This window comes from Streptomyces sp. NPDC001732, assembly GCF_053596315.1.
In genome coordinates this window covers 51338-65204 of record NZ_JBSFFY010000013.1, presented here as the reverse complement: position 1 = coordinate 65204, position 13867 = coordinate 51338, and the positions used below count along the sequence as shown (strand labels likewise).

Genomic DNA, 13867 nt, shown 5'->3' with positions numbered 1-13867 from the left:
GGCCGGCTCGGGGATGAAGCCGGGGCAACCGTGCTTGAAGGGTCATTGACCTCTTCGGCAGCGGGCCCGCCCTCCTTTAGGGGAAGATCGCGATTTAGTGAGTAACAATTCCAGGCAAACCGGACATGCGATCGATTGTATGGAAAGAATGCCGGTAACGGTGCATCGAATGTGACGCACGGTTACCGGCATGGGGATGGTTTTCGGTCAGAAATGGAGTCAGTGGGTCTGGGGGCCGCGACGCTGAGGAAGCGTCACCACCGTCGCGTCCACGGGATCCGACGGGGGCAGGCCGGCGATCTGGCACAGCAGGTCGCCCCACGCCATGAGATGCGCCGAGGCGTCCGGGGCCCCGCCGCGCCCCTCGCGCGGCGTCCAGGACGCCCGGATCTCGATCTGGGTCGCCGGCCGTCTCTCGCCCAGCGCGCCGAAGTAGTGCGACCCCGCCCGGGTCACCGTGCCGCCCGCCTCCCCGTACGACAGGCCGCGCGCCTCCAGCGCACCGGTCAGCCAGGACCAGCACACCTCCGGCAGCAGCGGATCGGACGCCATCTCCGGCTCCAGCTCGGCCCGCACCAGTGTCACCAGACGGAAGGTGCCCCGCCAGGCGTCCTGCCCGGCCGGGTCGTGGAGCAGCACGAGACGGCCGTCGGCGAGATCCTCCTCGCCGTCGACGACCGCGGCCTCCAGGGCGTACGCGTAGGGGGCGAGCCGCCTGGGCGGTCGCGTCGGCTCCACCTCCAGCTCGGGTCGGAGCCGTGCCGAATGCAACGCGTCCACCGCCGAACGGAACGCGGGCGGCACGAAGCCGCCCTCCTCGCTGTCCCTGGTGTCAGCGCCATCGGTCTGATCGGAGAACTGTTCCTGAGCCGGAGCCATGCGGGGAAGAGTAGGCGGAACCGGGGCTCCGCGCAGGGAGGGACACCCGGGCGGGCCCGGCTGCTTGCGGCTTCGTGCGAAGATTCCTGGTGTGAGTGCCAACGATCGCCCCATGGGCCAGCAGACGAAGACCTCCGCCACCCATGAGTCGGCGTTCCTGAAGGCGTGCCGCCGCGAGCCCGTGCCGCACACACCGGTCTGGTTCATGCGCCAGGCGGGGCGCTCGCTGCCCGAGTACCTGAAGGTGCGCGAAGGCATCCCGATGCTCGACTCCTGCATGATGCCGGAGCTGGTCGCGGAGATCACGATGCAGCCCGTCCGCCGCCACAAGGTCGACGCCGCGATCTACTTCAGCGACATCGTCGTACCGCTCAAGGCCATCGGGATCGACCTCGACATCAAGCCCGGCGTCGGCCCGGTCATTGCCGACCCCATCCGCACCCGCTCCGACCTGGCCCGGCTGCGCGACCTCACGCCCGAGGACATCGGCTACGTCACCGAGGCCATCGGCCTGCTCACCGCCGAGCTGGGCGCCACCCCGCTCATCGGCTTCGCCGGAGCGCCCTTCACCCTCGCCAGCTACCTCGTGGAGGGCGGCCCGTCCCGCAACCACGAGCACACCAAGGCCCTGATGCACGGCGACCCCCGGCTCTGGGCGGACCTGCTCGACCGGCTCGCCGAGATCACCGGCACCTTCCTCAAGGTGCAGATCGAGGCCGGCGCCTCGGCCGTCCAGCTCTTCGACTCCTGGGTGGGCGCCCTCGCCCCCGCCGACTACCGGCGCTCGGTGCTGCCCGCCTCGGCGAAGGTCTTCGAGGCCGTCGCCCCCTACGGCGTCCCGCGCATCCACTTCGGCGTCGGCACCGGCGAACTCCTCGGCCTGATGGGCGAGGCGGGCGCGGACGTCGTCGGCGTCGACTGGCGCGTCCCGCTGGACGAGGCCGCCCGCCGGGTCGGCCCCGGCAAGGCGCTCCAGGGCAACCTCGACCCCGCGGTGCTGTTCGCGCCGACGGCGACGGTGGAGGAGAAGGCCCAGGAGGTGCTGGACGCGGCCGCCGGCCTCGAAGGCCACGTCTTCAACCTGGGCCACGGCGTGATGCCGTCGATGGACCCGGACGCGCTGACCCGGCTCGTGGAGTACGTGCACACCAGCACCGAGCGCTGAGCACGGCACCCGGGGCGGGCACCACGCGCTCAGGCGGTGCCCGCCCGCCGCACCGCCGCCACCGCCTTGCGGGCCGCCACCAGAACCGGGTCCCAGACCGGTGAGAACGGCGGCGCGTAACCGAGGTCCAGGGCGGTCATCTGCTCCACCGTCATCCCCGCCGTGAGCGCCACGGCCGCCACGTCGACCCGCTTGGCCGCCCCCTCCCGGCCCACGATCTGCACTCCCAGCAGCCGACCCGTGCGGTACTCCGCCAGCATCTTCACCGTCATGGGCCGCGCCCCCGGGTAGTAACCCGCCCGCCCCGTCGACTCGATCGTCGCCGTGACGAACCGCAGACCCGCCGCACGGGCGTCCTTCTCACGCAGACCGGTGCGGGCGATCTCCAGATCGCACACCTTGCTCACCGCCGTCCCCACCACCCCCGGGAACGTCCCGTAGCCGCCGCCGACGTTGGAACCGATGATCTGGCCGTGCTTGTTGGCATGGGTGCCCAGCGCGATGTGACGGGTCCGGCCCGCCACCAGGTCGAGCACCTCGACGCAGTCGCCGCCCGCCCAGACGCCCTCGTGCCCGACGACCCGCATCGACAGATCGGTCAGCAGACCGCCGTGCGGGCCCAGCGGCAGGCCCGCGGCGCGCGCCAGCGTCGTCTCCGGCTCCACCCCGATGCCGAGCACCACCACGTCCGCCGGGTAGGAGGTGTCGCCCGCCGCGACCGCGCGGACCCGGCCGTCCGGGCCGGTGAGGATCGCGGTGACCTCGGCCCGGCCGACCGTGGTGATGCCCATGCCGTCCATCGCCTCGTGCACCAGCCGGCCCATGTCGGGGTCGAGCGTCGCCATCGGCTGCTCGCCGCGGTTGAGCACGGTCACCTCGAAGCCGCGCTTCAGCAGCGCCTCCGCCATCTCCACACCGATGTAGCCCGCCCCGACGACCACCGCCCGCCGCCCCGGCGTCCGGTCCAGCGAGTCCAGCAGCGCCTGCCCGTCGTCCAGCGTCTGCACCCCGTGCACCCCGGGCGCGTCCATGCCGGGCAGCGCCGGACGCACCGGACGGGCCCCCGTCGCGATCACCAGCTTGTCGAAGCCCGTCCAGTACGACTCGCCGGTCCCCAGGTCCAGGGCCCGCACCCGCCGCCCCGCGACGTCGATCTTTGTGACCTCGGTGCGCATCCTGAGGTCGATGTCGCGGGCCCGGTGCTCCTCGGGCGTACGGGCGACGAGGCCGTCCCGCTCCGCCACGTCGCCGCCGACCCAGTACGGAATCCCGCACGCCGAGTAGGAGGTGAAGCGGCCCCGCTCGAAGGCGACGATGCCCAGCTTCTCCGGGCCCCTCAGCCTGCGGGCCTGCGACGCGGCGGACATGCCCGCCGCGTCGCCGCCGATGACCACCAGTCGCTCCGCCGTCATGCCCGTCCCTCCGCCACCGAGTCCGAGGGGCCCACGCTACGACGCGGGGGAAGCGGTCGGGCGCCCGGACGGGTTTGAGAGAGTAGGGGCATGCAGCGTTCAAGCAACCGCGCGGACACGGATACGGGACACGTCGTCGTCATCGGCGGCGGCATAGCCGGCCTCGCCGCCGCACACCGGCTCCTCGGAACCGGTCTCCGGGTCACCCTGCTGGAGGCCACCGAGCGGCTCGGCGGCAAGCTCATGACCGGCGAGGTCGCCGGGACCCGGGTCGACCTGGGGGCCGAGTCGATGCTCGCCCGCCGCCCGGAAGCGGTCGGCCTGGCCCGCGCCGTCGGGCTCGGCGACCGTCTGCAGCCGCCCGCCACGACCACCGCGTCCGTCTGGACCCGCGACGCCCTGCGGCCCATGCCCAAGGGCCATGTGATGGGCGTCCCGGGCGACCCGGCGGCGCTCGCCGGAGTGCTCTCCCCGGAGGGCCTCGCCCGCATCGCGCAGGAACGCGACCTCACCCCGACCACCGTCGGCGACGACGTGGCCGTCGGCGCGTACGTCGCCGACCGGCTGGGCCGGGAGGTCGTCGACCGGCTCGTGGAACCGCTGCTCGGCGGCGTGTACGCGGGCGACGCGTACCGGATCTCCATGCGCGCCGCCGTGCCCCAGCTCTTCGAGGCGGTGCGCGAGGGCGGCCCGCTCCTCGACGCCGTCCGCCGCATCCAGGAACGCGCCGCGGCCCGGCAGCAGACCGGACCCGTCTTCCAGGGCATCGACGGCGGCATCGGCACCCTGCCCGGGGCGGTCGCCGACGCGATCCGCGCGGCCGGCGGGGAGATCCTGACCGCCACCCCCGTCCTCGGCCTGACCCGGACCACCACCGGCTGGGACGTCCGCACCGACGCCCGGGTGATCGCCGCCGACGGCATCGTGCTGGCCGCACCCGCCTGGTCCGCCTCCACCCTGCTCGCCGCCGAGTCCCCGGCGGCCTCCGCCGAGCTGGCCGGGGTCGAGTACGCGTCGATGGCCCTGGTCACCATGGCGTTCCGCCGCTCCGACACGGCCGCCACGACCGCGCTCGCCGGACGCTCCGGCTTCCTCGTCCCCCCGGTCGACGGCCGCACCATCAAGGCCTCCACCTTCTCCACCCACAAGTGGGACTGGGTCGCCGCCTCCGCCCCCGACCTCTTCGTCCTGCGCACCTCCGTCGGCCGCTACGGCGAGGAGGACCACATCCACCGCGAGGACACCGAACTCGTCGACGTGTCGCTGCGCGACCTCGCCGAGGCGACGGGACTGGCCGCGAAGCCCGTGGACACCGAGGTCACCCGGTGGATCGGCGGACTGCCCCAGTACCCCGTGGGGCACCTCCCGCGGGTCGAACGGATCCGCGCCGAGGTCGCCAAACTGCCCGCACTGCGGGTCTGCGGAGCGGTCTACGACGGCGTCGGCATCCCCGCCTGCATCGCGAGCGCCCACCGCGCGGCGGACGAGATCATCCACGACCTCACGGGCCGCCCGGCGGAGGAGAACGCGGAAGAGATCATCGCCACGCCGACCCTGGTTCAGGGCACTCGGAGCGAGGCGGGACAATAGCCGTATGAGTGCGCCTGAGACTGTGAAATCAAGCAAGGGCCCCAACGCGGGCAAGAAGGCCAAGGACCTCAACGAGGTCATCCGCTACACGCTGTGGTCCGTCTTCAAGCTGCGCGACGTCCTGCCCGCCGACCGGGCCGGTTACGCCGACGAGGTCCAGGAGCTGTTCGACCAGCTCGAAGCCAAGGACATCACCGTCCGCGGCACCTACGACCTCTCCGGTCTGCGAGCCGATGCCGACATCATGATCTGGTGGCACGCCGAGACCGCGGACGAGCTGCAGGAGGCGTACAACCTCTTCCGGCGCACCAAGCTGGGCCTGGCGCTCGAACCGGTCTGGTCGAACATGGCGCTGCACCGCCCCGCCGAGTTCAACAAGTCGCACATCCCGGCCTTCCTGGCCGACGAGACGCCGCGCAACTACATCAGCGTCTACCCCTTCGTGCGCTCCTACGACTGGTACCTGCTGCCCGACGAGGACCGCCGCCGCATGCTCGCGGACCACGGCAAGATGGCCCGCGGCTACCCCGACGTCCGCGCCAACACCGTCGCCTCCTTCTCGCTCGGCGACTACGAGTGGATCCTCGCCTTCGAGGCCGACGAGCTGCACCGCATCGTCGACCTGATGCGCCACCTGCGGGGCTCCGAGGCGCGGCTGCACGTCCGTGAGGAGATCCCGTTCTTCACCGGCCGCAGGAAGTCGGTCGCAGACCTGGTGGCCGGGCTCGCGTAGCGAGCGGGCTCCGACCACCCCAGCCCGGAAGATCAGAGGGCGGGCAACGGCGCGTTCCGCGCGCCGCCCGCCGTTCCAGCGACACCGGGTTCGGCTCCCGGTGCGGCGCGCGTCCCGCGCGCCGCACCGGTGTTTTTCCGTACCGCCACCCGCCGCCGTACTACCGGACGCGCCCCGTCGCACCGCTCCCGCCGAGTGCGAGGCGGACGTGGATGACCATGGCCTGTTCACCATGCGGACGGTTCGGCGGCACCGGCCGGTGGGCGGGGCGCCACCGAGGTTCAGGACCCGCCGCCACAGCTGGACCCGCCGCCACAGCTGGAGCCGCCACCGCAGCTGGACCCGCCACTGGAACAGCTGGACCCGCTCGACCCGCCGCAGCCCGACCCGGACCCCGAACCGCAGCTCGACCCCGAACTGCATCCGCCCCCGCCGCTCCCGCCGCTGCCCCCGTCCCCGGAGCTTCCGCAACTGCCGTGCCCCGGGCCTGTACCGGCGCACCACACCACCGGCGCGAGGAGCAACGAGGAGGAGTCCGGGGACGACGACGGCACCGGGCTCGCCGACCGCCCGGCCGGGCGCATCCGTGCCGCCGCGATCAACTGCGCCTGGAACCCGGGGTCGGGCAGGTACCGCAGCCCGCGCGTGGCCACCAGGTGGGCCGGGCTCGGGTCGTGTGCCGGGCCGGTGCCGTACGCCGCGGCGGCCCGCCGCCCCGCCCCCGTGACGCGCCCGCGGGCCACGGCGGCGCAGACGAAGCCGACGGGGAAGCCGGCGATCAGGACCGGGAGCACTTTTACGACGAAGGGCACGGGGGTGTCCGCGGCCGGGTCGGCGGACATGTACTGGGAGACCGTCGCCACCACGGAGGCCGGGACGGCCAGCACGCAGACCAGTCCCTGGGCGATGCCCCAGCGGCGCCACTTCCGGCTCGCGGCGGGCGGGACCAGCAGGCCGCGGGCGGCGAGCACGTCGCCGATCTCCTGCACGGCGGGGTGCCGCATCACCGCCTCGCGCAGCGTGTGCAGCGCACCGCTGGGGGCCGTGGCGTGCTCCTGGAGCACCGCGCGTTCCACCGGGTCGTGCGCCTCGGCCCGCTGGACGGTGACGATCCCGGGGCCGCCGACGGCGATCCGGCCGTCCGCGTGCATCGCGGTGAGCGCGGTGTCCACCACCCTGCCGGGACCACCGTTCAGGAAGGCGACCTCGTGGAGGTCGTGGACGGGGCCGCCGGGGCCACGCCGGGCGCGGGCGAGCCCCACGACCAGGAGGACCGAGGAGACCACGACCGAGAGGTCCACCAGAACCGCGAGAACGTTCATGCCGGTCACCTTCCGGCCAGGGCCGCGCGGGCCGCTCGTATCAGCCGGGTGGTGCGGCGCGGCGGTCGCGCGGCGGCCCGGTCCTGCCACCAGTGGGTCAGCCGTCGGCGGGCCCCGTCGTCGGCGGGCCGCCCCGCGATCAGCAGCGATTCGGCGAAGTCCAGCGCGTCGCGCCGGTACCCGGCGGACATGGGCCGGCTCCCGGCGTACGCGAGGAAGGCGGGCCGGTAACCGGCGCCCAGGATCTCCGGCAGTTCGGGCGCCACCCTGGCGACGACCCCGGCCCGTTTGGCTGCCAGGGCACGGCTCTGGACGCCGAGCCGGTGCGGGTCGAAACCGGGCGGGGCGGGGTCCCCGGCGACGAGCGCGCGGAGCAACGCGGTCTGGGCGACCGCGAGCCGGTCCCGCACCCCGTCAGGGGCGGGGGACGCGTCAGGGGTGGACTGCATGGCCGGGGCGGGGGACGCGTCCGGGACGGGCTGCACGGCCGGTGCGCGGGACGGCCGGTGCGCGGTGCCGGTGGCCGTTGCCGGGGGCGTCGCCCGGTCCAGCGTGGCGCGGATCGTGGCCAGTTCGGCCGCCAGTTCCCCGGCCGGCGGGAAGTCGTCGTCGCGTTCCAGCAGGACGCCCGGGGGGTCGACCCGGGAGCGGAGTTCGGCGAGGACGTCGAGGACCGGCCGGGTGACCGGGTGGGCGTGGGTGTCGTGCCAGACGCCGTCCTTCTCGATCCCGCCCGCCACATGGACGTACGCGATCGCCTCCACCGGCAGCTCGTCGAGCGCGGTGGCCGGGTCCTCGCCCCGGTTGACGTGGTTGGTGTGCAGATTGGCGACGTCGATCAGCAGCCGGACCCCGGTGCGTTCTACCAGCTCCGCGAGGAACTGCCCCTCGGTCAGCTCCTCGTCGGGCCAGGAGATCAGCGCCGCGATGTTCTCCAGGGCCAGCGGCACCGGCAGCGCGTCCTGCGCGATGCGCACGTTCTCGCACAGCACGGCCAGGGCGTCCCGGGTGCGCGGCACGGGCAGCAGATGGCCGGCCTCCAGACCGGCCGAAGCGGTGCGCGGCCCCCCGGCCCGTACGAACGCGATGTGCTCGGTCACCAGGGGCGCCCCGAGCAGTTCGGCCCTGGCGGCGAGATCGGCGAGCCGGCCCGGGTCGGGGCGGTCGGCCCCGCCGAGCCCCAGCGAGACGCCGTGCGGGACGACGGCGACACCGCGTTCCCGGAGCCGCGCCAGCGAGTCGGGCAGATGGCCGACGCAGATGTTCTCGGCGACCGCCTCCACCCAGTCGATCCCCGGCAGCGCCTCGACGGCGCCCGCGATCTCCGGCCGCCATCCGATGCCGATTCCCAGCTTCATGTCGTCCCCCTCCTCCGCTCCGTGCAGGGCTGATGGCCCCGCCGGGCGGTGGTGAATCCGGGAAGGAGGACGTTCAGAGGATGATTTGAGGTTCCGGATCGGGCGAGGTGGGGGCAGCGGCCGGGCGTCGCCCGGCCACGCGGGATGGTTGGCGACCGCCTCGAACGACCCCTGGATTCCCTACCGGCTCCCCGGGACCGGCCGGAGCGCGACCCAGTAGCGCCGTGCGGGGCCGTGCTCGGTGTCCCGTACGCCTTCGAGGACGCCGCCGTGGCGTTCGATCGTCCTCGCCGACGCGAGGTTGTCGGCCGCGCAGACGATCAGCAACCGGTCCATGCCCCGTGCCCGCGCCTCGTCGAGCATCCGGCCCAGCGCCCAGGTGGCCAGTCCGCGCCGCCGCGCGGACGGCCGGATGCCGTATCCGATGTGACCGAACCGCGGCACGAAGCCATCGGGCCCGTGCCGCAGCGCGATTCCGCCGAGCACCCGGCCGTCCTCGACGATCCACCGGTACGTACAGCCCGGCCGGCCGGCCTCCGTCGTCCCGGCCGGAGCCGATTCCCCGGCCAGCCGCGCCACCCAGGCCGCGAACCCGGCCGGTGAACCGACCTCGTCGGACGGCTCCAGCCCGAACCCGTCCTCGTGGAGACCGGGACCCCACTCGCTCCGTGCCTCGGTCCAGGCGGAGTGCAGAAGGGCGGTGGGCGCGATCAGTTCGGGCATACGGCGACGCTACCGACTCCCGGGACCTCCCGGACCGCTCGGGCTCAGGTGTCGTAGTAACCGTCCCAAGGAGCGTGGAAGCCCAGGCAGTCGGGGTAGAACTCCGCCCGCACGACATCCGACTCCTCGTCCTTCTCCGGGACCAGGCCGAACAGGATGCCCTCGGACCGGACGGCGAAGGGGGCGATCGCGATGTCCTCGTAGCGCCGCTCCGGCAGGGCGTCCAGCCATTCGTCGAGCAGACACCGGGCGGCGGCGACCGCCTCCCGTTCGCCGTCCGCCGTGGTGCCGGTGACCTGGATGCGCGAGTCCAGGTGTCGGCCGGCCTCGTCGAACCGGTGGAGCACGGCGCACCAGTACTTCCGGGACTGCCAGTCGTCGCTGCTCCACTCCTCGGCCTCGGGGAAGGCCGCGGTGACCGAGGCGAAGAACTGGCCGTCCCGCCAGCGCCCGATGGTGCTCGTGCGGTAGTCGGCCTCGTGCTTGATCGGAACGATCTCGGGAACGGTCATGCGCGGAACCATAGGTGCCGCCTGTGACAACGGGCGGCGCTCAGCCGCGCAGCGCGGGGTGCTCGGCGACCACCGTGCACGACCCCGGGGCGATCTCGGTGAACCCGGCGTCACGCACCACCGGCAGCCCGCCCGCCGTCAGCTCCCGCCAGCGGCCCGGTTCCGCGGTGGCCACGGAGAGCGGGAAGCCCGCCTCGCGCCACGCCTTGCGCTCCGTCTCCGAGAGCTCCCACCAGGCGAGCTGCGCACCGTGCCCGACCTGCGCCATCGCCTTGCCCGCCGACATGTCCAGTTCCGGGTTCAGCCACAGCACCGGCTCCCCGGGGGCGGGCACGGGCGGCGGCTCCGGGTCTTCCAGGTCCGTTCCCGACACCTGGAGCTTCGCCAGCTCCTTCGGCCAGCCGTCCAGGGGCACCGGCGGGAAGACCCGCACCTCGGCGCCCTCGCCGGTCACCGTGATGCCCGGCAGCTCCGAGGCCCTGCGCCACTCCGCGCCGCGCGCCCGCCGCACCACCTTGCGGATCCGGGCGTCCTGCCAGTCCCGCATCGCCCGCGCCCACTCGCCCTCACCGGTCGAGCGTTCGTCGGAGAGCATCACGAGCACCGCGCGGGCAGCGGTCCGCAACGCGTCGGTACGGGCCGGGGGAGCCGTCTTCTCGATGTGCACGACCAGCGGCAGGACGTACTGCGGGGCCTCGTCGCGGTTCGTCCGCTCCGGCCGGAACGGGCTGTCCCCGGCAGGAGGGCGGTCCACCGCGGGAGGGCCGTCCGCCGCGGGCGGGTGGGAAATGGCCGGGGACTCGGGGATGTCATCGCTGCTCACCGCCCCAGTCTGCCAGCCGCCCGAGCCGCGTTTCTTGGCGGAAGGGGACGCTCCGGGTGAGGATGCACCGCATGAAGAGCGATCTCTTTTCCAGCGAGAACCTGGCACAGCAGGCGACGGTCCCCGGGATGACCCTGCAGAACGCCAAATCCATCAAGTACGCGGTCAACGGCGAAATGCACGCCCGCCAGGGGGCGATGATCGCCTTCCGCGGCGATCTGCAGTTCGAGCGCAAGGGCCAGGGCATAGGGGGCATGCTGAAGCGCGCCGTCACCGGCGAGGGGCTGCCGCTGATGGCGGTCCGCGGCCAGGGCGAGGCGTGGTTCGCGCACGAGGCCGCCAACTGCTTCATCGTGGAGATGGAGCACGGCGACGTCCTCACGATCAACGGCCGCAACGTGCTCTGCTTCGACCCCACGATCTCCTACGAGATCAAGACCGTGAAGGGCGCCGGGATGACCGGCGGCGGGCTCTTCAACAGCGTCTTCACCGGCTACGGCAAGCTCGGCCTGATGTGCGAGGGCCACCCCATCGTGATTCCCGTCACGCCGCAGCAGCCGGTGTGCGTCGACACGGACGCGGTGGTCGGCTGGAGCGCCAACCTGACCACCTCGCTGCACCGTTCGCAGAGCTTCGGCTCGATGATCCGCGGCGGTTCCGGCGAGGCCGTCCAACTGCGGCTGGACGGCGAGGGGTTCGTGATCGTACGGCCCAGCGAGGCCAAGCCCGAGAAGGCGACGGCCAACTGAGGCTGAACGGCGTCGGCCGGCGCTACGGCCTCGGCGGTCCCTGGGTGCTGCGTGGGATCGATCTCGACCTGCCCACGCACACCCTGATCCGGATCGAGGGGGCCAACGGCACCGGAAAGTCGACCCTGTTGCGGCTGCTCGCAGGGATCGACGCCCCCACGGAGGGCCGGATCACCGGCCGTCGGCCGCGTACGGCGTACGTCCCCGAACGCTTCTCGGCGGCGCTGCCGTTCACCGCGGCCGGCTACCTCGTCCACCTCGGCCGCGTCCACGGTCTGCGGTCCGCCGAGGCGGCGGACCGCGCGCGGGCGTGGCTCGACCGCTTCGGGGCCGCCGGCCACGCCCGCACCCCGCTGCCGGAGCTCTCCAAGGGCACCAGCCAGAAGGTCGCCGTGGCCCAGGCGCTCCTGGCCGAGCCGGAGTTGCTGATCCTGGACGAGGCGTGGACCGGGCTGGACACGGTGGCCCGCGACGAACTGGACCGGGCCGTGGCCGAGCGGGTCGCGGCGGGCTCCACCGTCGTCTTCGTCGACCACGACCCGCGCAGGCTCGCCGGGTCGGTCGACGCCGTCCACCGGGTGGAGGGGCAGGGACTCGTCGCCGTGCCCGCAGGGGGAACGGCGCAGACGGGGCCACGGGTACGGATCGAGGCGACGGGCCCGGCGGGGGCCGTGCTGCCCGCGGGACTGCCGGGCGCACCGGAGCACACACCCCTGGCCGACGGCGTACGGCTCACCGTCGTGGCGGCGCACTCCGACGCGCTGCTGCGCGCCCTGCTCACGGCCCGCCCGCCCTGGCACGTCCGCCACCTGGCCACCGTCGCCGACCCCGCCGGGCCCGACGACCCCGACACCGCCCCCGGCCGCCCCGTCACCGCACCCTCGTCCGGCACCGCCCCGCATCCCCACGGCCGTACGTCCCCCGAGGCATCATGACCGCGCTCCTCCGTTACCGGGTCGCCCTGCTGGTCCGCTCCCAGCACTGGCTCGCCCCCGTGCTGCTGTACGCGGCCTTCCTCGGCATCGGCGTGCAGTGGGGACAGCCCGTCCTCGACTCGCTCGGCTACGCCGCCGCCGGGCTGCTGCCCGTCACCGCCTGGCTCGTGCGGCTCTGCGTCAACCAGGAACCGCCCGCCGCCCGCACCGTCGTCGCCGCCGCGGCCGGACCGGCGCGGGCCCATCTGGCGGCGCTGCTCACCGCACTCGGCTGCGCCGGGCTGCTCGGCACGGCCGGCACCGCGATCGTGCTGGTGATCAGCAAGCCGGCCGGTGCCGACAACGCCGTCCGGGTGCCGCTGCTGCCCGCCGGGGTCGCCGGGCTGCTCGCCGCCGCCTGCTGCGCGCTGCTGGGGGCGGCCGTCGGCGCGCTGTGCACCCGGCCGCTGCTGCACCGGCGCGGCTGGTCCGTCGTCGCCACCGTGGCGGCCGTGCTGCCGGCCCTGGTGGCCGACGGCTCGCCCGCGAACTCCGCCGTGACGGGCCTGGTCACCGGCTCGCGGACGGGCGCGGTGCACATGCCGGTCCCGGCCGTCGTCGTCGCCGCCGCCCTCGCCGCCGCCGCGGCGGCGCTCACCTGCAGGCTCGCCCCGCTGCGCGACTGAGCGGGGGCTGTCCCGCGATGCCCGGCGGGACGGTCCCCGGGCTCCTCGGCCGGGGCCCGTCGGCCCGTCAGGAGGGGCGGGCCCGCATCAGCTCGGAGACCTTGACGAAGCGGTAGCCGCGCTCGCGGAGTTCCGGGACCACCCGGCGCACCGCCTCGTCCGTGACCGGCGCCGCGCTGCGGGTGCAGTGCATGACGACCAGCGACCCCGGCGCCACCCCGGCCAGCACCTGCTCGGCCACCGCGTCCGCGTCCGTCGCGAAGGCGTCGCCGCTGACGACGTCCCACTGCACCGCCGTCGTCCTCGCCGGGGCGAGGGCACGCAGTGACGCGTCGTCGTAACAGCCTCCGGGGAAGCGGAAGTACGGCACCGTATTGCGCACCCCGGCCCGCCGGAACGCGGCAAGGGCCCGCTCCACGTCGGCGCGCACGTCGTCCTTCGCCACGGTCGGCAGCCCGTAGCAGGGGGACGTGAAGGCGTAGTGGCTGTACGAGTGGTTGGCGACCTCGAACAGCGGATCGGTGCCGATCGACCTGGCCTGCTCCGGGTACTCCTCGGCCCATCGCCCCGTCATGAACACGGTCGAGGGCACCTTCAGCCGGCGCAGCAGCGCGATCAGCCCGGGGTTGTCGAAATGCTCGCCCGCCTTCGCGCAGGGACCCTCGTCGGCCGTCATGTCGGCGTCGAAGGTGAGGGCCACGACCTTGTCCGCGGTCCTGGGGCCCCGCTCGAAGACCGGCGTCCGCCCGGCCGCTTCCGGGGCCGGGGTGGGCGGCCCGGACGGGGCCGGGGTCGGCTTCACGGACGGCGACGGCGGAACCGGCGGGGGAGTGCGCTGCGGGGCATGGGCCCGGACGTCTGCCGCGCCGCTCCCCGTCACGGCGCCGCCCGTCCCGCAACCGGTCAGAACAGTGCCCAGTACGGCACCAAGAGCCGCCGTCACCGTAAGTCTTCGTGCAGAGTTGGTCACTTGCGGAACGTAGACGATCACCCGAGCCGTG

14 protein-coding genes are annotated in these 13867 nt (G+C 73.8%); 6 read left to right on the top strand and 8 right to left on the bottom strand.

Annotated elements, in window-relative coordinates:
* Nucleotides 1-219: 219 nt before the first annotated feature.
* Complete coding sequence (locus ACWCXX_RS16030) at nt 220-879, bottom strand: DUF3000 domain-containing protein (protein WP_451127518.1); 660 nt, start codon at nt 877-879, stop codon at nt 220-222.
* 91 nt (nt 880-970) lie between these two features.
* Here ACWCXX_RS16030 and hemE point away from each other — a divergent pair, with 91 nt between their 5' ends.
* Complete coding sequence (hemE, locus tag ACWCXX_RS16025) at nt 971-2044, top strand: uroporphyrinogen decarboxylase (protein WP_451127516.1); 1074 nt, start codon at nt 971-973, stop codon at nt 2042-2044.
* A gap of 29 nt (nt 2045-2073) precedes the next feature.
* Here hemE and ACWCXX_RS16020 read toward each other — a convergent pair whose 3' ends face one another.
* Nucleotides 2074-3456, bottom strand: coding sequence for an FAD-dependent oxidoreductase (locus ACWCXX_RS16020; protein WP_451127514.1), 1383 nt, complete (start codon nt 3454-3456; stop codon nt 2074-2076).
* 90 nt (nt 3457-3546) lie between these two features.
* Here ACWCXX_RS16020 and hemG point away from each other — a divergent pair, with 90 nt between their 5' ends.
* Nucleotides 3547-5046: a protoporphyrinogen oxidase gene (hemG, locus tag ACWCXX_RS16015; protein ID WP_451127512.1), complete on the top strand. Its 1500-nt coding sequence runs from the start codon at nt 3547-3549 to the stop codon at nt 5044-5046.
* Nucleotides 5047-5050: 4 nt separating this feature from the next.
* A complete protein-coding gene (gene hemQ / locus ACWCXX_RS16010; RefSeq protein ID WP_451127510.1) occupies nt 5051-5779 on the top strand; it encodes a hydrogen peroxide-dependent heme synthase in 729 nt (242 codons plus the stop codon).
* Between the two features lie 281 nt (nt 5780-6060).
* Here the strand turns inward: hemQ and ACWCXX_RS16005 are convergent, their stop codons facing one another.
* From ACWCXX_RS16005 to ACWCXX_RS15985, 5 genes are all read right to left on the bottom strand, one after another.
* The gene (locus ACWCXX_RS16005; protein WP_451127508.1) at nt 6061-7101 is read right to left on the bottom strand and encodes a TIGR04222 domain-containing membrane protein; all 1041 of its coding nucleotides are present in this window, start codon (nt 7099-7101) and stop codon (nt 6061-6063) included.
* Nucleotides 7102-7106: 5 nt separating this feature from the next.
* Nucleotides 7107-8459 carry a multinuclear nonheme iron-dependent oxidase gene (locus tag ACWCXX_RS16000; protein ID WP_451127506.1) on the bottom strand — a complete coding sequence of 451 codons (1353 nt, stop codon included), beginning with the start codon at nt 8457-8459 and terminating at the stop codon, nt 7107-7109.
* Between the two features lie 180 nt (nt 8460-8639).
* Nucleotides 8640-9182 carry a GNAT family N-acetyltransferase gene (locus ACWCXX_RS15995; RefSeq protein WP_451127504.1) on the bottom strand — a complete coding sequence of 181 codons (543 nt, stop codon included), beginning with the start codon at nt 9180-9182 and terminating at the stop codon, nt 8640-8642.
* Between the two features lie 44 nt (nt 9183-9226).
* Nucleotides 9227-9694, bottom strand: a complete 468-nt coding sequence (locus ACWCXX_RS15990) for a hypothetical protein (RefSeq protein WP_451127502.1) — start codon at nt 9692-9694, stop codon at nt 9227-9229.
* Between the two features lie 40 nt (nt 9695-9734).
* Complete coding sequence (locus ACWCXX_RS15985; RefSeq protein ID WP_451127500.1) at nt 9735-10517, bottom strand: peptidyl-tRNA hydrolase; 783 nt, start codon at nt 10515-10517, stop codon at nt 9735-9737.
* 71 nt (nt 10518-10588) lie between these two features.
* Between ACWCXX_RS15985 and ACWCXX_RS15980 the strand changes: the two genes are divergently transcribed.
* The 3 genes from ACWCXX_RS15980 to ACWCXX_RS15970 are packed head-to-tail and all read left to right on the top strand — an operon-like array spanning nt 10589 to nt 12866.
* Nucleotides 10589-11266: an AIM24 family protein gene (locus ACWCXX_RS15980; protein ID WP_451127498.1), complete on the top strand. Its 678-nt coding sequence runs from the start codon at nt 10589-10591 to the stop codon at nt 11264-11266.
* Between the two features lie 44 nt (nt 11267-11310).
* Nucleotides 11311-12201, top strand: a complete 891-nt coding sequence (locus ACWCXX_RS15975; protein WP_451127496.1) for an ATP-binding cassette domain-containing protein — start codon at nt 11311-11313, stop codon at nt 12199-12201.
* Nucleotides 12198-12866, top strand: a complete 669-nt coding sequence (locus ACWCXX_RS15970; protein WP_451127494.1) for an ABC transporter — start codon at nt 12198-12200, stop codon at nt 12864-12866. Before ACWCXX_RS15975 ends, ACWCXX_RS15970 begins: the two co-directional genes overlap by 4 nt.
* 67 nt (nt 12867-12933) lie before the next feature.
* On the opposite strand, the gene ACWCXX_RS15965 is transcribed toward ACWCXX_RS15970, so the two are convergent.
* The gene (locus tag ACWCXX_RS15965; protein WP_451127671.1) at nt 12934-13785 is read right to left on the bottom strand and encodes a polysaccharide deacetylase family protein; all 852 of its coding nucleotides are present in this window, start codon (nt 13783-13785) and stop codon (nt 12934-12936) included.
* Between the last annotated feature and the right edge of the window lie 82 nt (nt 13786-13867).